Annotated in this window: 14 protein-coding genes; 5 read left to right on the top strand and 9 right to left on the bottom strand. The window is 60.5% G+C overall.

Annotation, left to right across the window (positions count from 1 at the left end; genetic code table 11):
• The first annotated feature begins 269 nt into the window (after positions 1-269).
• Positions 270-1,334 (top strand): class II fructose-bisphosphate aldolase, encoded by a 1,065-nt coding sequence (gene fba, locus BMZ57_RS10850; RefSeq protein WP_003177554.1) that lies wholly within the window; start codon positions 270-272, stop codon positions 1,332-1,334.
• A 54-nt stretch (positions 1,335-1,388) separates the two neighbouring features.
• Here fba and BMZ57_RS10845 read toward each other — a convergent pair whose 3' ends face one another.
• A complete protein-coding gene (locus BMZ57_RS10845) occupies positions 1,389-2,054 on the bottom strand; it encodes a polysaccharide lyase family 7 protein (protein WP_010207150.1) in 666 nt (221 codons plus the stop codon).
• A gap of 310 nt (positions 2,055-2,364) precedes the next feature.
• On the opposite strand from BMZ57_RS10845, the gene BMZ57_RS10840 reads away from it, so the two are divergent.
• The 3 genes from BMZ57_RS10840 to BMZ57_RS10830 are packed head-to-tail and all read left to right on the top strand — an operon-like array spanning position 2,365 to position 5,329.
• Positions 2,365-4,470, top strand: a complete 2,106-nt coding sequence (locus BMZ57_RS10840; RefSeq protein ID WP_010207149.1) for a putative bifunctional diguanylate cyclase/phosphodiesterase — start codon at positions 2,365-2,367, stop codon at positions 4,468-4,470.
• Between the two features lie 42 nt (positions 4,471-4,512).
• Positions 4,513-5,013: a M48 metallopeptidase family protein gene (locus BMZ57_RS10835; RefSeq protein ID WP_010207148.1), complete on the top strand. Its 501-nt coding sequence runs from the start codon at positions 4,513-4,515 to the stop codon at positions 5,011-5,013.
• Between the two features lie 19 nt (positions 5,014-5,032).
• Positions 5,033-5,329, top strand: coding sequence for a winged helix-turn-helix domain-containing protein (locus BMZ57_RS10830; RefSeq protein WP_010207147.1), 297 nt, complete (start codon positions 5,033-5,035; stop codon positions 5,327-5,329).
• Here the strand turns inward: BMZ57_RS10830 and BMZ57_RS10825 are convergent.
• Positions 5,326-5,778: a GNAT family N-acetyltransferase gene (locus BMZ57_RS10825; protein ID WP_010207146.1), complete on the bottom strand. Its 453-nt coding sequence runs from the start codon at positions 5,776-5,778 to the stop codon at positions 5,326-5,328. The genes BMZ57_RS10830 and BMZ57_RS10825 overlap by 4 nt on opposite strands.
• A 190-nt stretch (positions 5,779-5,968) precedes the next feature.
• Here BMZ57_RS10825 and BMZ57_RS10820 point away from each other — a divergent pair, with 190 nt between their 5' ends.
• The gene (locus tag BMZ57_RS10820; RefSeq protein ID WP_010207143.1) at positions 5,969-6,706 is read left to right on the top strand and encodes a substrate-binding periplasmic protein; all 738 of its coding nucleotides are present in this window, start codon (positions 5,969-5,971) and stop codon (positions 6,704-6,706) included.
• Between the two features lie 104 nt (positions 6,707-6,810).
• Here the strand turns inward: BMZ57_RS10820 and yccS are convergent, their stop codons facing one another.
• The 7 genes from yccS to BMZ57_RS10785 form a co-directional block, all read right to left on the bottom strand.
• Positions 6,811-8,994: a YccS family putative transporter gene (gene yccS, locus BMZ57_RS10815; RefSeq protein WP_010207141.1), complete on the bottom strand. Its 2,184-nt coding sequence runs from the start codon at positions 8,992-8,994 to the stop codon at positions 6,811-6,813.
• Between the two features lie 221 nt (positions 8,995-9,215).
• A complete protein-coding gene (locus BMZ57_RS10810) occupies positions 9,216-10,394 on the bottom strand; it encodes a BaiN/RdsA family NAD(P)/FAD-dependent oxidoreductase (protein ID WP_010207139.1) in 1,179 nt (392 codons plus the stop codon).
• A 69-nt stretch (positions 10,395-10,463) separates the two neighbouring features.
• Positions 10,464-11,801: an ATP-dependent RNA helicase DbpA gene (gene dbpA, locus BMZ57_RS10805; protein WP_231501119.1), complete on the bottom strand. Its 1,338-nt coding sequence runs from the start codon at positions 11,799-11,801 to the stop codon at positions 10,464-10,466.
• Positions 11,802-11,931: 130 nt separating this feature from the next.
• Positions 11,932-13,359 carry a multidrug transporter subunit MdtD gene (gene mdtD / locus BMZ57_RS10800; protein WP_010207136.1) on the bottom strand — a complete coding sequence of 476 codons (1,428 nt, stop codon included), beginning with the start codon at positions 13,357-13,359 and terminating at the stop codon, positions 11,932-11,934.
• A 36-nt stretch (positions 13,360-13,395) separates the two neighbouring features.
• A complete protein-coding gene (locus tag BMZ57_RS10795) occupies positions 13,396-14,244 on the bottom strand; it encodes an alpha/beta fold hydrolase (protein ID WP_010207135.1) in 849 nt (282 codons plus the stop codon).
• A 289-nt stretch (positions 14,245-14,533) separates the two neighbouring features.
• Positions 14,534-15,850, bottom strand: coding sequence for a TldD/PmbA family protein (locus BMZ57_RS10790; protein ID WP_044288002.1), 1,317 nt, complete (start codon positions 15,848-15,850; stop codon positions 14,534-14,536).
• Positions 15,850-17,292, bottom strand: a complete 1,443-nt coding sequence (locus BMZ57_RS10785) for a TldD/PmbA family protein (protein WP_042571442.1) — start codon at positions 17,290-17,292, stop codon at positions 15,850-15,852. Before BMZ57_RS10785 ends, BMZ57_RS10790 begins: the two co-directional genes overlap by 1 nt.
• Positions 17,293-17,398 lie beyond the last annotated feature (106 nt).

The raw sequence follows: 17,398 nt of genomic DNA, 5'->3' as shown, positions 1-17,398 counted from the left end.
TCAAAGTTGATGAGGCCCAAGTGTGGGAGCGGGCTTGCTCGCGAATGCGGTGTATCAGTCACCGAATCCGCTAGCTGCTTTTCACCGCTTTCGCGAGCAAGCCCGCTCCCACATTGAGCCGGTTTCAAAGTGAGATAGGTGTTGAGCCCGCCTGAAAAAACGATTCAGCAGGCCAGGCATGTAAAACCTGACCGGCAATAACTTGAATAGCAGCCGCCGCTACGGCAGGCTTGCACGATTAACGACCCTCGACCGGGAGAGACAACACAATGGCACTTATCAGCATGCGTCAAATGCTGGACCACGCAGCCGAGTTCGGCTACGGCGTCCCAGCCTTTAACGTCAACAACCTTGAGCAGATGCGCGCCATCATGGAAGCCGCTGACAAGACCGACTCCCCCGTGATCGTCCAGGCTTCGGCCGGTGCCCGCAAATACGCCGGTGCTCCGTTCCTGCGTCACCTGATCCTCGCCGCGATCGAAGAATTCCCGCACATCCCGGTGTGCATGCACCAGGACCACGGCACCAGCCCGGACGTGTGCCAGCGCTCCATCCAACTGGGCTTCAGCTCGGTCATGATGGACGGCTCCCTTGGCGAAGACGGCAAGACCCCAACCGATTACGAGTACAACGTACGCGTCACTCAACAAACCGTTGCCATGGCCCACGCCTGCGGCGTGTCGGTTGAAGGCGAGCTGGGCTGCCTGGGTTCCCTGGAAACCGGTATGGCCGGCGAAGAAGACGGCATCGGCGCCGAAGGCGTGCTGGATCACAGCCAGATGCTGACTGACCCGGAAGAAGCTGCTGACTTCGTGAAGAAGACCCAAGTTGACGCCCTGGCGATCGCCATCGGCACCAGCCACGGCGCCTACAAGTTCACCAAGCCACCTACCGGCGACGTGCTGGCCATCGACCGCATCAAGGAAATCCACAAACGCATCCCTAACACCCACCTGGTGATGCACGGTTCTTCCTCGGTGCCGCAAGAGTGGCTGGCGATCATCAACCAGTACGGCGGCGACATCAAAGAAACCTACGGCGTACCGGTTGAAGAAATCGTCGAAGGCATCAAGTACGGCGTGCGCAAGGTCAACATCGACACCGACCTGCGCCTGGCGTCCACCGGTGCGATGCGTCGCTTGATGGCCACCAACCCGAGCGAGTTCGACCCGCGTAAATTCTTCGGCGCCACCGTGACCGCGATGCGTGACGTGTGTATTGCGCGTTACGAAGCGTTTGGCACTGCCGGTAACGCTTCGAAGATCAAGCCGATCTCGTTGGAAGCGATGTATCAGCGTTATTTGAAAGGTGAGTTGAACGCCAAGGTGAATTAAGCCTCAGCGTTTAAAAGGAGCCCGCAGTGATGCGGGCTTTTTTGTGGTTGGTATTCAGTCGTGATCAATATCCAGCTTCGCAAACGTCACCCGTGCACCTTCCTTGCTATCCCCACTGTTGTCCTGCACATACGCTCCTGCCTTGAAGTACAACGGCTTCGCCCCCCACGCAGCGCCAATACGCTCATTCCACTCACCATCGGCGGCATACACACTGAGCAGCCCGGCTTTGTTGAGGTTGATCACGTAAGTGAAGCTCTTCTCCAGTGGCACGTTCGACGCCACGATGATTACCCGCCCTTCATCCTCATCCGGGCGCATGCGGACTTTGGCGACGATGTTGCCTGTCTGGGTTTTTTCCTTGAATTGATACTCCAGTTTGATCAGCGGCTTTTGGCTGTCATAGGCATGAATCTGCCCAATCACGATTTTGCCGGTGGAGGGCACTTGGTTGACTGCCAAGGTCGCGCGCAGGAAGTTGTCCGCATCCGGATAGGTCCAGTTACGCAGCCGTCCATCGGCGTAGGTCTCACGCAATTCGCTGCGCGGGTAAACGGCATTTTCGGTGCGGGTGCCGGTGACAGGGGTCCAGAATTGCACGTTGCTGCCTTCGGCCTGGAAATACTGGTCGTTGAAACCATTCATCAGTTTCGGAGTGTCGATGGTGGCGGGCGGGGAGCCGACCGGAATGCTCAGGTTCCAGGTGGAAAGGTCGATCATGGCATTTGCCTTTTTACAGAAGGTGAAGGCTTTGGCCCGTGGGCCAGACAGGTTCTTTATAGGTGGTGTTAACCGTCTTGTTAAATGGTCGATGGCAAATTATTGGCGTCAAGGGAATGCCAAAAAGCCATGTTTCCCAGGAATCGCGGGCTGTAGCGGGTTACCGTTAGTCGGCTTCCTGAAAATTGGCGCAATGATGGCACCGTCGTTACTTCTGCTTTTTTGGAAGCGGGGCTAGAGTGAGGCCTCAGAGTTTGTCCGGGTTTTCTGTCAGAATTGACCGGAGTGGCTCCCTAGGAAGAGACGTAGCATGGAATGCGCTCCACACCACGCCGATGGCAGTTCAGTTCTTTTGGTGGTCGATGACTACCCCGAAAACCTAGTCAGTATGCGTGCGCTCTTGCAGCGTGAAGACTGGCGGGTGATCACCGCAGGTTCTGGCCTGGAAGCTTTGGAATTGTTGCTCGCCCACGACGTCGATCTGGTCTTGCTGGACGTGCGCATGCCAGGCATGGATGGCTTTGAGGTGGCGCGGCTGATGCGCGGCAGCCAACGCACGTGCATGACGCCTATCATCTTTCTTACGGCTAACGCCCAGTCCCCCGCGGCGGTGCTGGAGGGTTATGCCAGTGGCGCCGTCGATTATCTGTTCAAGCCGTTTGATCCGAACATCCTCAAGCCCAAGGTCCAGGCTCTGTTGGAGCATCAGCGCAATCGCCGTGCCTTGCAGCGCTTGAGCCATGACCTAGAGTCCGCCCGCGCCTTTAATGCATCGGTGCTGGATAACGCCGCCGAGGGCATTCTGGTGGTGGGTGAAGGGAGTGTGATCGAGTACGCCAACCCGGCTATTTCGCGGCTTCTGAATGCCACCATGACCGAATTGCAGGGTGAGAGCTTCCTGAGTTTCCTGCAAAAACCCCATGTACCGGCCTGGCTGGGGTTCCCGATGTTCGAGGCTTATCGCAAAGGCGAAACCTGGCGTCAGCACGACGCTATTTTACGCACCGGTCGCGGTCAGCAGGTACCGGTGGCACTGTCATGCGCGCCGTTGCCCGCCGAGCAGAAGGCTATGGTGGTGACGGTGCTGGACATGTCTGAAGTGCGCCATTTGCATCAGCAGTTGGAGTTCCAGGCGGTGACCGATCCGTTGACCGGGTTGTTGAACCGGCGTGGCTTTCATCAGGCGGTGGAGAACATGCTGCTGCGCAGCGAGCGTAACGAGCAGTCTCTGGTGTTGCTGTACCTGGACCTGGATGGCTTCAAACGGGTCAATGACTCGTTGGGGCACGACGCAGGAGACCGGGTGTTGCGCTGGGTCTCGGAACAGATGCAGGCCTGTTTGCGATCCGGCGACATGCTCGGGCGGATGGGCGGGGATGAATTCACGGCGTTGCTGGAGCTGGAATTTCCAGAGCAAGCCGCGAAGATTGCGGAAAAACTGATCGAACGAGTATCGGTGTGCCAGCAGATCGACGGCCTGGATGTGATGCTGGGCGTCAGTATCGGCATTGCGATGTTCCCGGAGTGTGGTTCGGACTTGAGCGGTCTGTTGCGTGCGGCTGACATTGCCATGTACGAGGCCAAGCGCGCCGGGCGTCAGCAATACCGTTATTACGATCAGGAAATGAACGGGCGCGCCCGCTCTCGGCTGATGCTCGAAGACAGCGTGCGCACGGCGATTCAAAACAAGGATTTCACTCTGGTTTACCAGCCCCAGGTGTCCCTGGAAGGCGGGCGTCTACGCGGTGTCGAGGCGCTGTTGCGCTGGCAGCATCCGAGCGTCGGCGATGTGCCGCCGGGTTTGTTCCTGCCGTTGCTTGAAGAAGCGCGGCTGATCAGCCAGTTGAGTACCTGGATCTACCAGCAGGTCGCCGCCCAGCGTCAGGCCTGGCAATCGGCGTTCGATGAGGAGCTGGTGCTGAGCGTGAGCCTGAGCAGCAGCCAGTTCAATATGCCTAATCTGGCGGCCCAGTTGCAGCAGGTCATTGAGCGACATGGGTTGCAGGGTCGACAGCTGGAGGTGGAAATCAGTGAAGACTGCCTGATGAGTAACCTGGAGGAGTCGACCAAACAGCTTAAGTTGTTGCGCCAGATTGGTGTGCGCACCGCCCTGGATGATTTTGGCCTGGGCAATTGTTCCCTGGCGCATCTGCGTGATCTGGCCTTCGACACCCTCAAGCTCGACCCACAACTGGTCGCGCGCCTGCCCGACTCGGCGCGGGATGCGGTGATGGCGCGCAGTATCATCGAGCTGTGCGGGCATTTTGATGTTGTGGTAGTGGCTGAAGGGGTAGAAACCCAAGAGCAAGCCCGATGGCTCAAGGCCAATGGTTGCCCGTTTATACAGGGCCCGATAGCGGCGTCGCCGTTGATGGCTGAGGAAGTGGCTGATTGGTCGCGCGCTCGCGCGTGCTGAATTCGCTACACTGGCGCCCATTCGAACCCTGTTGCAGACCCCATGACCGCGCTGAAATACCTCCAGGCCTATCCCGCCGCTCTGCAAGAGCAAGTGCGCCAATTGATCGCCAAGGACCAATTGGGTGCCTACCTGGAACAACGTTACCCCGAACGCCACGCCGTGCAGAGCGACAAGGCGTTGTACGCCTACGCCCTGGCCCTGAAGCAGGAACACCTGCGCAATGCCCCGGCCATCGATAAGGTGTTGTTCGATAACCGTCTGGACCTGACCCACCGTGCCCTCGGCCTGCACACCACCATCTCGCGGGTGCAGGGCGGCAACCTTAAATCCAAGAAAGAGATCCGCATTGCGGCCCTGTTCAAGGAGGCCGCGCCGGAGTTCCTGCGCATGATCGTGGTGCATGAACTGGCGCACTTCAAGGAATCGGACCACAACAAAGCGTTCTACAAACTCTGTGAGTACATGATGCCGGGCTACCATCAGGTGGAATTCGACCTGCGCGTCTACCTCACGTACCGCGACCTGCAGGGCAAACCCTGACCGCACAAGGCGACCGACCATGGATGTGAGCAAGACCAAGAGCAGCTTCTACCGCCGCCTGTACGTGGCTTACCTGATCGACAGCGGGCAAGCCAGCAATGTCCCGGCGCTGACCGACGTCACCGGCATGCCCCGGCGCACGGCCCAGGATACGATTGCGGCGTTGGCTGACCTGGATATCCTGTGTGAATTCGAGCAGGAAGACGGTGCCCGCAACCATGCCGGGCACTATCGGATTCGCAGTTGGGGGGCCATTGATCGGCGCTGGATCGAGGCGAACCTTGGGCTGATCAAGCAGGTGCTGGGTTATCCCTAGTCCTTTCTCATGCCAATGTGCGGAATATCGTCCTCAAGGTATTCCTCTCCGGCCACCACAAATCCGTATCGCCCGTAATACCCCTGCAAATGCGCTTGGGCTGACAGGAAAATCGGCGTCTGCGGCCAGATATCGCCGATCCGCTTGAGTGTCTCTTCCATCATTTGATGCCCCAGCCCGGTGCCGCGCGCTACCGACGCCACGATCACGCGACCGATGACCACATCACCGCCCTGTGATTCCGGGTCCAGCAGGCGCAGGTAGGCCACCAGCTGGTCATCCTGCCAGGCCATCAGGTGGTGGGTGTCGCCCGACAAGTCCTGCCCGTCGAGGTCCTGGTAAGCACATTTCTGCTCGACAACGAAGACCTCGTTGCGCAGGCGCAGGATGGCGTAAAGCTGCTCCTTGCCCAGGTCATCGTGGTGCTTGCAGACCCATTCAATTGTCATGGCATGTTCTCTTATTAAATGTCTGCTGCGGATAGTAAGCGCGACAGCCATTCGTGTCTAAATCGACTATTTTTGTGAGTGAAATCAATTTGCCATCATTGAGTGCGTGCGGCGCCGCTTTCTTTGTGTAATCTGAGCTACTGTTAGAACCTCAGGTCTCGCCTGAGCTAGCCTGCCAAGGACTTTGAGCATGCCGCGATTCTCTCGTGCCGTTGCTTTGATTGGAGTGTTATTGCTGGCTCAGCCGGCCTTCGCACAGCGTCTGCGCCTGGTAGCGGATGCCTGGCCACCCTTTACCGACGCCACCTTGATCAATGGCGGGCTTGCCACCGATATCGTCAGCACCGCCCTGGCCCGCGCGGGTTATGCCAGTGATTTCGAACAGGTGCCCTGGGCTCGCGCGTTGATGGGCGTTGGCGACGGTCGTTATGACGTATTGGTGAACGCCTGGTACGACGATGCGCGCACACAGCTGGGGCAGTTCTCCGGCGAGTACTTGCTCAACCGCGTGCGTTTCATCAAACGGCGTGACGATCCCATCGAATTCCAGAACCTTGAGCAACTGCACGATTACCCCATTGCCGTGGTGCGCGGGTATGCCTATTCGGCGGCGTTCGATGGCGATGCGCAGTTACAGAAAGTGCCGGTGCATAACTTCGCCATGGCCGTGCGCATGCTCGCGGCGCAGCGGGTGCGGCTGACGGTGGAGGATGAATATGTGGCGCGGTATTACTTGTCCCGCGAATCGACGCGGGTGCGCAATACAGTGGAGTTCTTACCCAAGCCCTTGAGCGAAAACAGCCTGCATATCCTGGTGAGCTTGAAGAACCCCGAGCATGCGCAGATCGTCGCCAGCTTTGACCGGGAGATTGCCAAGATGAAGGCCGATGGCAGTTATGCGCGGTTGATGAAGCAGCATGGGATGTAGGGTTCTTGCGGGCCTCTTCGCGAGCAAGCCCGCTCCCACATTCGACCACATTCCAAAGGATGGGCGCGGTTAAATGTGGGAGCGGGCTTGCTCGCGAAAGCGGTCTAAGCCGCACGGGTGTCCTTGATCAGATGCGCAGCCAATGTCCTCAGTGGCCCCAACTGCCGGCAAATCAACGCCAACTGTGTCTGCACCAGCCGTTGCCCCTCATCAATCTCATCCGGCATCTGCTCCAGCTCCACCGCCAGCGCTTCCTCGGCATCGCTCTGAATTGCAATCGGCTGCTTGTTCGCCAGCCCCGTGGCGATTTCATCGATGCTCGCCGCCAAGGTGTTCCCTGCGCCTTCGATCAGGTGTTCCCGCACCTCGGCTGGCAATTGGGTCTCGCGGTGTGCCCCCAGCCCTGACAAGTAGCTGAGCAAAGTGTGCGACAGCACCAGGAAGCGGAAGCCCACGTCCGCCTCCTTACGAAAGTGCCCCGGTTCCATCAGCATATTCGCCAGGGTGGTCGACAGCGCCGCATCCGCGTTGTGCGCATTGCGTCGGGCCAGGCGGTAGGCCAGGTCATCGCTTTTGCCGGCGGCGTATTGCTGCATGATCTGGCGCAGGTAGATGCTGTTGCAGGTCAGGGTGTTGGCCAGCACTTTGTTCAATCGGCGGCCCTGCCAGTCCGGCAGGAACAGGAACACCGCCAGGCCCGCAATCAAGCTGCCCAGCAAGGTATCGAACAGGCGCGGCAGGAACAGGCCGTAGCCGTCACCCACTTGGTTGAAGCAGAACAACACCATCAAGGTGATCGCGGCGGTGGCCAGGGTGTAGCGGGTGGTACGGTTGATAAAGAACACCAGGCCGGCCGCGATGGCGAACATCGACTGCACCAGTGGGCTTGGGAACAGATCGAACAGCGCCCAAGCCACGGTTAGCCCGATGGCGGTACCGATGATCCGCTGGCCGAGTTTGCGGCGGGTGGCGCCGTAGTTGGGCTGGCACACGAACAGCGTGGTCAGGATGATCCAGTAGCCTTGGGAGGCGTGAATTGCATGCAGCATGCCGTAGCCCACGGTCAGCGCCAGGGACAGGCGCAAGGCATGGCGGAACAGCAAGGAGGTGGGGGTCATCTGCGTACGCAGGCGTGTCCACATTTCCTTGAGGTTGCGCGGGGCGCGGTCCAGCAGGTTGCTGTCGGTAGCATCCGCCAGGCTGTCGGGGTTGCTGGCGTCGCCCAGCAGGCGGTCCAGGGTGGACAGGTTGGCCGCCAGGGCGCGCAGCGAGCGCAGCAGGCCGCGCCAGGCCGGGTTGCTCTGGATGCGCAGGTGTTCCAGGGAGGCGTTCAGATCGCCCAAGGCTTCGGCGAAGCTGTCGTCATAGATGAATGGCTGGCGCAGTTGGATCGATTCGGCCAGGGTCTGGCAGGCCTTGCCCTGTTGGCGCAGCAGGCGCTGGCAACGGAACAGCACGTCGCTGTGGAAGAAGGCGTCGGCCAGGGCGTTGTAGGGGTAGTGGGACGAGCTGGCGCGTTCGTGGATGTCTTGGGCCAGGAAGTACAGCTTGAGGTAGCGGCTGACTTTCGAACCAGGGCGGCCATTGCCGACGCGGTGCAGGATGATCTCCTTCGCCGCATTCAGCGCGGCAACGACTCGCCCATTTTGCTGGGCCAGTTCCAGGCGACGCGCCTCAACATCCAGTTGGCGGATCGGTTCGAACAACGATGACTTGAGCTTGAGGTAACGCCCCAATTCGCGAAACAGCCGCGCCAGGCTCTGCTGCACCGGCTGGTTGGAAAACAACGCTTGCCACAGCACCGACAGCGCGCCATACCAGGCGGCGCCAGCCACCAGCAGCAACGGCTCGTGCCAGAAATCGGAGACGGCGCCACCGCGCTGGTCCACGCCGATCATGGTGTACACCGACAGGATCAGCGTCGCCGATGCAATCGCGCCATACCGTTCGCCCAAGGCGCCGAGCATGGTCAGGCAGAAGGTGGCCAGGGCCAGGGAGATCGCGAAGATCCAGGGATAAGGGAACAGCAGCTCCACCGACAGCGCGGCGATGCTGAAACACACCAGCGTCACCGCCAGGGCATTGAGACGGCCTTGCCAACTGTCATCGGTCTCGGCCAAGGCGCTGGCGATAATCCCCAGGAACAGCGGGATCAGCAGTGTCATTTCATCCTGATACCAGCACAGCGCCATGCTGCCGGTGAGGGCGATGAACACCCGAATGCTGTAGCTGAATTTATCCAGCGCCCACAGGCGCCGCATGGACTGCTTGAACGAGGTTGATGACATGAAGTCTGGAGTCTTCCGGGACGATGCCGCTAAATTGAGCTATCAAGGACGCCACGGCAAGCGTGACGATCACATCCAACAGCAAATTATTCCCTGGTACACCACAAATCAAAATGTGGGAGCGGGCTTGCTCGCGAAAGCGGTGGGGCAGTCAGCTCATCCGGCGACTGGCACTCCGCATTCGCGAGCAAGCCCGCTCCCACATTGTTTACCGCGTTGTGTCAGGCGTACTGTGCGGCGGCGTAACCCGACGCCCACGCCCACTGGAAGTTGAAGCCGCCCAGGTGGCCGGTCACATCCAGCACTTCGCCGATAAAGTACAGGCCAGGGCTTTTCAGCGACTCCATGGTCTTGGACGACACTTCCCGCGTATCCACCCCACCCAACGTCACTTCCGCCGTGCGATAACCCTCGGTGCCCGCCGGCACCAGTTGCCAGCTGCCGAGCTTTTGCGCGATATCGGCAATCTCGGCATGGGTGTACTGCTTCATTGGCTTGGACACAAACCAGGTCTCCGCCAGCAGGTTCGCCATCTTCTTGGTGAAGATCTCGCCCAGCAGGGTTTTCAGCTCGCTGTTGGGGCGCTCGACCTGTTGCTGTTGCAGCCAGGTGTGGGCGTCGTGGTCGGGCAGGAGGTTGATTTCCACCGTGTCGCCGGGCTCCCAGTACGAGGATATCTGCAAGATCGCCGGCCCGCTCAGGCCACGGTGGGTAAACAGGATGTTCTCGCGAAAGCTCTGGCCGTTGCAGCTGACCAGGCAGTCCACCGAGGTGCCGGACAACTCGCCGCACAGATCCTTGAGCTGGTCGGTGATGGTGAACGGCACCAGCCCGGCGCGGGTCGGCAGCAATTCATGGCCGAATTGCTTGGCCACTTGGTAACCGAACCCAGTGGCGCCCAGGGTCGGAATCGACAGGCCGCCCGTGGCGATCACCAGGGATTCGCAGCGCAGCTCACCCAAGGTGGTTTGCAACTGATAACCGGCTTCCAGTTTGGCAATCTCCTGGACCGACGTGTCCAGGTGCAGGCTCACACCGACCTGGATGCACTCATCGAGCAGCATGCCGAGAATGTCGCTGGACTTGTTATCGCAGAACAACTGGCCGAGCTTCTTCTCGTGATAGGGCACGCCGTGCTTGGCCACCAACCCGATAAAGTCCCACTGGGTGTAGCGCGCCAGGGCGGACTTGCAGAAATGCGCGTTGTGCGACAGGAAGTTGGCCGGCTCGGTGTACATATTGGTGAAATTGCAGCGGCCACCGCCGGACATCAGGATCTTCTTGCCGGCCTTGTTCGCATGGTCGATCAACATCACTTTGCGCCCACGCCCGGCGGCGGTCAGTGCGCACATCAAGCCCGCGGCGCCGGCGCCAATGATCACAACTTCGGTCGAGCGCAAAACGGTGTCCTCATACATTTTCTGATTTGGAATACAGTCAAATGTGGATCTCCCTTAAGTTGGAGATCTTTACAGGATGCGCACGCGCAACGAACGGCCTTTGATCTTGCCGTCGTTCAAACGCTGCAACGCCTGCTTGGCGATCCCGCGCTCCACGGCCACGAAGGCCTGGAAGTCAAAGATCGCGATCTTGCCGACCTGGGCACCCGGGATGCCGGCTTCACCGGTCAGCGCGCCGAGGATGTCGCCAGGGCGAACCTTGTCTTTACGGCCGGCAGCGATGCACAGGGTGCTCATCTGCGGCAGCAACGGACCACCGCTTTGTGGCTTGAGGTTGTCCAGTTGATCCCAGTTCAGTGGCGACTTCTGCAGTTGCTCGATGGCCTGGGCGCGGTGCGCTTCGGACGGTGCCACCAGGCTGATGGCGATGCCGGTTTCGCCAGCACGACCGGTACGGCCGACGCGGTGAATGTGGATTTCCGAGTCGCGGGCCAGTTCGACGTTGATCACCATGTCCAGCGAGTCGATGTCCAGACCGCGTGCGGCAACGTCCGTAGCAACGAGCACCGACGTGCTGCGGTTGGCGAACATCGCCAGCACTTGGTCACGGTCGCGCTGTTCCAGGTCACCATGCAGGCCGACGGCGGAAATGCCCTTGGATGTCAGGTGATCCACGGTTTCCTGCACTTGCTGCTTGGTAAAGCAGAAGGCCACGCAGGAGGCTGGACGGAAGTGCGCCAGTACTTTGGTCACGGCGTCCATGCGCTCTTCCGGCGAGATCTCGTAGAAACGCTGTTCGATCTGATCGTCGGAGTGGAACGCTTCGGCTTTCACTTGCTGCGGCGCGCGCATGAACTTCGAGGCCAGCTGCTTGATGCTCACCGGGTAAGTGGCCGAGAACAGCAGGGTTTGGCGGCGCGGTGGGGTCTTGCTGATGATGTCTTCGATGGCGTCGTAGAAGCCCATGTCGAGCATGCGGTCGGCTTCATCGAGGATCAGCGTGTTCAGGCCGTCGAGTACCAGCGAACCTTTGCGCAAGTGCTGCTGGATACGACCCGGTGTGCCGACGATGACGTGGGCACCGTGTTCCAGGGAGGCGATCTGCGGGCCGAGGGACACGCCGCCGCACAGGGTCAGTACCTTGATGTTGTCTTCGGCACGGGCCAGGCGACGAATTTCCTTGGCGACCTGGTCGGCCAGCTCACGAGTCGGGCACATCACCAGGGCCTGGCAGCCGAAGTAACGCGGGTTGATCGGGTTCAACAGGCCGATGCCGAAGGCGGCGGTCTTGCCGCTGCCGGTCTTGGCCTGGGCAATCAAGTCCAGCCCCTTGAGGATCACCGGCAAGCTTTGCGCCTGGATCTGCGTCATCTCGACATAACCCAGCGAGTCGAGGTTAGCCAGCATGGCGGCGGACAGGGGCAAAGTATTAAAAGCGGTGGCGATGGTAGTCACGGGACTGGCTCTGCAAAACAAAATGTCGCGCAGTGTACCAGCCTCGTGGGAATTTCCCTGCAAGTTCTAGACGAGAAGCCTGTTAATGCTCGATATGCTGCTCCGGGCTGGCTGCACGCTTGCCGTCTTTGGGCGACAGTTGCAGGAAGATCGCCGCCGCCAGCATCGCCATGATGCCCACGGTGAGGAAGGTCAGTTGGAACGCGCCGAGGACGCTTTCCACACCGTCGTTGCCGGTTTCGGCGGTAAATCCGCCGAGCAGTGCACCGGCGCACGCGACCCCGAGGCTCAGCGACAACTGCGCCACCACCGACAGCAGGCTGTTGCCGCTGCTGGCCTGGGCATCATCGAGGTCGATCAGGGTGACGGTGTTCATGGCGGTAAATTGCAGCGAATTGATCGCCCCCAGTACCGCCAGCATACCCAGTAGCAGCGGGTAGGGCGTGTGCTCCGTGACCAGTCCCATGCTCGCCAGCATGATGCCCAGCGCCAGGGTGTTGCCGGTCAGGACGATGCGGTAGCCCAGGTGTTCGATCAGCGGGCGTGCCACGGACTTGGCAAACATCGCCGCCGCCGCCAGGGGCAACATGCTCATGCCGGCTTCCGACGGTGAATAACCCAGTGCCACCTGCAACAGCAACGGCACCAGGAACGGCAGGGCACCGCTGCCCAACCGCGCGAACAGGTTGCCGAGGATGCCCACGGCGAAGGTGCGGGTCTTGAACAGCACCGGTGAGAACAACGGGTTATCGATATGCCCGGCCCGCAGCCAATACGCCGCCAGGCACGCGAGCCCGCCGAACAGCAGCAACATCACCCGCAAGTGCGGCAGGTGCAGCTCGCCCAGGCCTTCCATGGCGATGGTAATCAGGATCATCGCGGCGCCAAACAGCAGGAAGCCGATTCCGTCGAATCGCGTGCGCTCAGTGCCGCGCAGGTCGGGGATGAATTTCCACACGGCGTAGCAGCCGATCATGCCCACCGGCAAATTGATCAGAAAGATCCAGTGCCATGTCAGGTACTGCACCATCCAGCCGCCCATGGTCGGGCCGAGCAACGGGCCGAGCAAGCCGGGGATGGTGATGAAGCCCATGATGCGCACCAGTTCGGAGCGGGGGTAGGCGCGCAGCACCACCAGTCGCCCGACGGGCAGCATCAGCGCACCGCCCAGGCCTTGGATCACCCGTGCGCCCACCAGCATGGTCAGGCTGCTGGACAGGGCGCACAGCAGCGAGCCAATGCTGAACAGCATGATGGCGCCAAAGAAGATTTTCTTGGTGCCGAAGCGGTCAGCGATCCAGCCCGACGCCGGGATCAGCAAGGCGACGGTGAGCATGTAGGCGATCACCACCCCTTGCATGCGCAATGGGTTCTCTGCGAGGTCCCGTGCCATCGCCGGCAGTGCCGTATTGAGGATCGTCCCGTCCAGCGACTGCATGAAGAAGGCAATCGCGACCACCCAGGGGAGCCAGCGGGCGGTCTTGGCATCAAGCGGGACGCGGTTCGGCATGGAATACCTTTTTGATAGCAGGCTATGTGTTTGCGATTATGCGCCAACCGTCGCGTGTTTTCCCACCAGGAAATCCAGCAGCTCACGGTGCACCGCTACGGCGGCTTCGTTGGATTCAAGGTCGAGCAAGTGGCCCGTCTGCTCGGCCACGGCAAAGCTGCTGCGCCCCACGTACTGCTTGAATAACTGGGCCTCGGCGGCGGGGGTGTATTCGTCCAGCGCGCCGTTGAGGAAGTGCACTGGTGTTTCAATCTGCCGCAGTGCCGGCAGGTAGTTGCCATCGCCCAAGGCCAGTACCTGGTGGATATGGAAACGCGCCTGGCGGTACTCGGTGGTGGCCATGGTCGACAGGTGACGGTGGTTGTTGCGTTTGAGCCGGGGCGACAAGTATTTGCCCACGGTTTCATTGAGCAAGTGGCCGACGGCAGACTTGTCATCCGCTTCGATCAGCACGCGCACACGTTCCACGTAGTCGAGCATGGCTTGATTGAGGTTGGGTGCCAGGGCCATCACCACCGAGCTTTCGATGGAGGGTGGGTTGTGCGCCAGGGTCAGCAGCGTCGAGATACCACCCCAGGAGGCCGACACCAGGTGGTTGACCTGGAAACGCTCGACCAGGGCGCGCAGCATGTGCACCTCGTCGTCCTTGGTTACCAGGTCGAGGTCAGTGTTGTGTTCGCGGGAATAGCCGGAGAACGGCAGGTCGAACAGCAGCACATTGAAATGCTCTGCCAGGCATTTACTGGTGCGAGCGAACGAGCGCGTGGTGGACAGCGCGCCGTTGACCATCAAGACGGTCTTTTTTGCAGAATCGTTTCCTAGCTGCTCAACATGAACGTTGTAGTGCTTGAACAGCTTTTCAATGACAAAACTTCCATGGTTCATGTCAACGCTCCAGCTTGCCCTTCCCGGGCAAGTGCATGCAGTACTACCTGTCGGGTGGCGGGATGCCACTAACCGTTATATCGAGGTTTTTTACAGGCGACAACAGGCTGCCCATACAGAAAGGGGGAGAAGAGAATTGACCGTAGGAGGGGATGGAGCCGAGGTGTCAGAACCTGACACAGCCCCTGTGGGAGCGGGCTTGCTCGCGAATGCGCAGTGTCAGTCAGTACATGTGTGACTGATGCACCGTATTCGCGAGCAAGCCCGCTCCCACAGGGGATAGTGGTGGTTAAAGGGTTAGCGTCAGGCGTTTTACCAAAGCCCCCGGCAGCAGGTTGGAGGCGGTGTTGCGCTGGCTGTAAGTGCTGGCCGACAGCAGCAGTTCCCGTTCAGCGGTCAGGGCTTCCAACTGCGTGCCGAGCAGGTGGTAGACGCTGTCATCAAAGCGCATGGTGCTGACCGGCGCCTTGATCTCGCCGTCTTCCACCCAAAAGGTGGCGAAACGCGTCATGCCGGTCAGGCGTGCCGCCGGAAGGTCCGAATAGTTCAGGTACCACAGGTTGCTGATGTACAACCCGGTGCCCAACTGCTTGAGGATATCGGCTTGGGCCAGGCTGCCGGCGGCCATCTGCAAGGCGCTGGGCGATTCATCACTGCTCGCGCCGTTGGTGCTCAAGCCGTATTCGGCAGCGCTGCGCGAATTGATCAATTGGCCATCGGCTTTCCCCGCCTTGATCAGTGTGACGTCGCCGCGTGGATAACCCTCGGTGGAAAACGCCTGGCTCAGGGAGCCGCTGATCTGTTCAGTCAGCGTCACCTGCGGGCTCAGGGACTGTTCGCCGGCATACAGCTTTTGCAGCGAGCTGCCCTTGCTGGCGATCGCCTGGGCGGAAAACCCGCCCCAGGTGATGATGCTGATGATTTCTTCAATCGCCGCCGGGGCGAGGTAGGCGCGGTAGTGTCCGGGCGCCAGTGTGTGCAGTGGGCGGCCGAGGAACTCAAGCTGTTCGCGGGCCTGCTGGAAGCGCGCGGCAAATTCGGCGCTGTCCCAGGTGTGTCCGGCGTAGCTGGCTTTCACCGCTTCGCCATTGGCGTGGAACAGGCTGAAATCGAAATTGAAGCTATTGGCCTGGTGCCAGCCGAAGGCGCCCGACGAACTGGCAAAGCCTCGGGTGATGGGGCCGGCTGCATAGAAACCGACCAGGTCGACGCCGTGGGCGGCCGCCTTGATGTCTTCCAGTACCTGCGCCAGTTCCGGCAACGGCCGGGTTTGTTCGTTGCTGCTTTGCCAGGCGTTGTGGTTCAGCAGCAGGTACGGATCCTGCGGCAGCAACGGCAGGGTTTCACGCAACTGTTGCAGGCCATCGGCCAAGCGTTGGCGGTCCAGTTCCAGCTCGCCGGCCAGGGTGATGCCGAGGTCCGCGTGGCGGCCGTCGTTGATCAGTTTCAAGCTGAGGCTGGCCTGTTGCACTTGGCCGGCCTGGCGCACCTTGGCGTGGTTGAAGCGCACGAACTCGGACGCTTCATCCGCATACCCGAGGTGGAATTGTTCGCTGTCGGTGATGGCGTGCTTGAGCCAGTCCACCAATGCCTTGAAGGTGTTCATCAGGCGTCTCCCCCAAATACGTCGACATCACTGAATACGCAGGCGGGCGACGCATGGCCGACGCGGATCACCTGGTTGGGTTCGCCTTTGCCACAGTTCGGCGTGCCCAGCACCTTGAAGGTACTGGCGTCACCGACCGCGCTGAGGTTGCGCCAGAAATTCGCGGAAATAGCCCGGTAGTTGGGGTTTTTCACCACGCCTTTCAGCTCACCGTTCTCGATCAGTTGGCCCCATTCACAGCCGAACTGGAATTTATTGCGCGCATCGTCGATGGACCATGAACGGTTGGTCGACATCAAGATGCCGTTTTCGATGCCACCGATCAGTTGCGCAAGGCGCTTGTCGCCCGCTTCGATGTTCAGGTTGGCCATGCGGTCGATGGGGGCGCGGTTCCAACTGCTGGCCCGGCTGTTGGCCACGCCGCTCATGCCCGAACGGTATTGCGACAGCGCACCGCCCAGCGGTTTGAGCAGCAGCCCTTCGCGGATCAGGAACTGCTTGCTGGCGGGAGTGCCGTCGTCGTCATGGCTGTAGCTGGCGAGTTGTTCGGGGATGTCCGGGTCGAACGTCACGTTGAGCAACTTGGAGCCATATTGCAGGTGACCGAAGTCGCTGGCCTTCACAAAGCTGGTGCCGGCGTAATTGCGCTCGTCACCCAGGATGCGATCCAGCTCCAGTGGGTGACCGATGGACTCATGGATCTGCAGGATCATCTGGTCGGGCATCAGCAACAGGTCACGCGGGCCGTTGGGGGTGTTGGGTGCAAGCAGCAATTGCACGGCTTCGTCGGCAATGCGTGGCGCGGCTCCGACCAGGCCGAAGCGGCTGATCACATCAAACCCGCCTTGCTGGCCGAAATTGCTGCCGCCGAGGGTGCGGCTCTGGCTGTCGTTGCCGTCGTAGGCGGTGACATTGACGCCGGGGAATACAAAGCGCTGGGCCTGGCGCAGTTCGGCGCCGGCGTTGTTGAGGTAGATTTGCTCGACGTGGGTCAGGCCGAGGCTGACTTCCCAGCTCACCAGGCGCTCGTCCTTGGGCACCGCGGCGGATTCGTCACCCAGCAATTGGTAGCAGTCGCTCAGGGACGGGAAGGGCTGGTTGAGTTCGGGGGACAGATAGTCCGCCACATCGCTGGAGACGTGCTGGTCACGCAGGTCGAGTAGCGCGTGGGGCTTGATCAGGCGGGCTTGCTGTTCGGCACGCTCAAGGGCGGCTTGCAGGCCAGGCAGGGAAATGTCGTTGGTCGCTGCGTAGGCTTCCACACCGTTGAGGCGCACGGTGAGCATGGCGCCCTCGTCGTGGTTCAGGTGTGGTGGTTCGGCGACGTTTTTGCGCACGGCCAGGTATTGGCCGGATTCGCGTACGTAGCGCAGGGAGAAGAATTCGGCGCGAGTGCGCAGGGCACTGAAATGCTGTTTGAGTGTGGCGTGGTGGTCGAACATGGGGCCTTCCTTGTGGGCGGCTCGGCGCGGGCAGGCAAACAGAGTAGCCGATCAAGGAGAGGTTTTGCAGTGAATGGTTAGGCCCCTTCACGAGCAAGCCCGCTCC

The organism is Pseudomonas simiae (assembly GCF_900111895.1).
In the GTDB taxonomy this organism is placed as follows: Bacteria; Pseudomonadota; Gammaproteobacteria; order Pseudomonadales; family Pseudomonadaceae; genus Aquipseudomonas; species Aquipseudomonas simiae.
The sequence above is the reverse complement of the archived record's forward strand: the minus strand, read 5'-3'. Positions and strand labels throughout refer to the sequence as shown.

Bases quoted from the DNA above. Each gene is read 5' to 3' on its own strand.
- fba (WP_003177554.1), top strand. From the start codon at position 270: ATGGCACTTATCAGCATGCGTCAAATGCTGGACCACGCAGCCGAGTTC.
- BMZ57_RS10845 (WP_010207150.1), bottom strand. From the start codon at position 2,054: ATGATCGACCTTTCCACCTGGAACCTGAGCATTCCGGTCGGCTCCCCG.
- BMZ57_RS10840 (WP_010207149.1), top strand. From the start codon at position 2,365: ATGGAATGCGCTCCACACCACGCCGATGGCAGTTCAGTTCTTTTGGTG.
- BMZ57_RS10835 (WP_010207148.1), top strand. From the start codon at position 4,513: ATGACCGCGCTGAAATACCTCCAGGCCTATCCCGCCGCTCTGCAAGAG.
- BMZ57_RS10830 (WP_010207147.1), top strand. From the start codon at position 5,033: ATGGATGTGAGCAAGACCAAGAGCAGCTTCTACCGCCGCCTGTACGTG.
- BMZ57_RS10825 (WP_010207146.1), bottom strand. From the start codon at position 5,778: ATGACAATTGAATGGGTCTGCAAGCACCACGATGACCTGGGCAAGGAG.
- BMZ57_RS10820 (WP_010207143.1), top strand. From the start codon at position 5,969: ATGCCGCGATTCTCTCGTGCCGTTGCTTTGATTGGAGTGTTATTGCTG.
- yccS (WP_010207141.1), bottom strand. From the start codon at position 8,994: ATGTCATCAACCTCGTTCAAGCAGTCCATGCGGCGCCTGTGGGCGCTG.
- dbpA (WP_231501119.1), bottom strand. From the start codon at position 11,801: ATGCTGGCTAACCTCGACTCGCTGGGTTATGTCGAGATGACGCAGATC.
- mdtD (WP_010207136.1), bottom strand. From the start codon at position 13,359: ATGCCGAACCGCGTCCCGCTTGATGCCAAGACCGCCCGCTGGCTCCCC.
- BMZ57_RS10795 (WP_010207135.1), bottom strand. From the start codon at position 14,244: ATGAACCATGGAAGTTTTGTCATTGAAAAGCTGTTCAAGCACTACAAC.
- BMZ57_RS10790 (WP_044288002.1), bottom strand. From the start codon at position 15,850: ATGAACACCTTCAAGGCATTGGTGGACTGGCTCAAGCACGCCATCACC.
- BMZ57_RS10785 (WP_042571442.1), bottom strand. From the start codon at position 17,292: ATGTTCGACCACCACGCCACACTCAAACAGCATTTCAGTGCCCTGCGC.